Annotated in this window: 1 protein-coding gene; it reads right to left on the bottom strand. The window is 50.1% G+C overall.

The window, feature by feature from the left end; genetic code table 11:
* Positions 1 to 39: 39 nt before the first annotated feature.
* A partial coding sequence (locus tag QWF21_RS18105; RefSeq protein ID WP_330089435.1) for an IS3 family transposase occupies positions 40 to 485 on the bottom strand: 446 nt, incomplete at its 5' end.

The following is a 485-nucleotide window of genomic DNA, read 5'->3' as shown; positions in this document are numbered from 1 at the left end:
TGAATCGTACCGGTAAATTCGGAGGCGGATTTGTTTGAGTCATGCTGCCGTATCTTGGGTTAATTGTCGATAGTAGTTTTCCTCATATTCAGCCGGCGGGATATCGCCAATTGAGCTCAGCAATCGTCTGTTGTTAAACCAGTCAACCCAGTCCAGCGTTGCAAGCTCTACCTGCTCCAGCCCTCTCCACGGGCCGTCTTTATAAATCACCTCGGCTTTGTACAAGCCGTTAATCGTTTCAGCCAAGGCATTGTCATACGAGTCGCCAACACTGCCAACCGAAGCTGTAAAGCCTGCTTCTGATAACCGTTCAGAGTAACGTATCGAGACATACTGGCTTCCTCTGTCGCTGTGATGAATGACGCCTTTGGGTTTGCCTCTGGCCCATAAGGCTTGCTCTAGCGCGTCCAGAATCAACTGTGTCTGCATCGACTTCAACACACGCCAGCCCACGATTTTTCGGGAGAACACATCGATTACGAAGG

The sequence above is a fragment of the Alkalimonas mucilaginosa genome (assembly GCF_036327005.1).
GTDB classification, from domain to species: domain Bacteria; phylum Pseudomonadota; class Gammaproteobacteria; order Enterobacterales; family Alteromonadaceae; genus Alkalimonas; species Alkalimonas mucilaginosa.
Note: the sequence above shows the minus strand (reverse complement) of the source record. Positions and strands in the feature narration are given on the sequence as shown.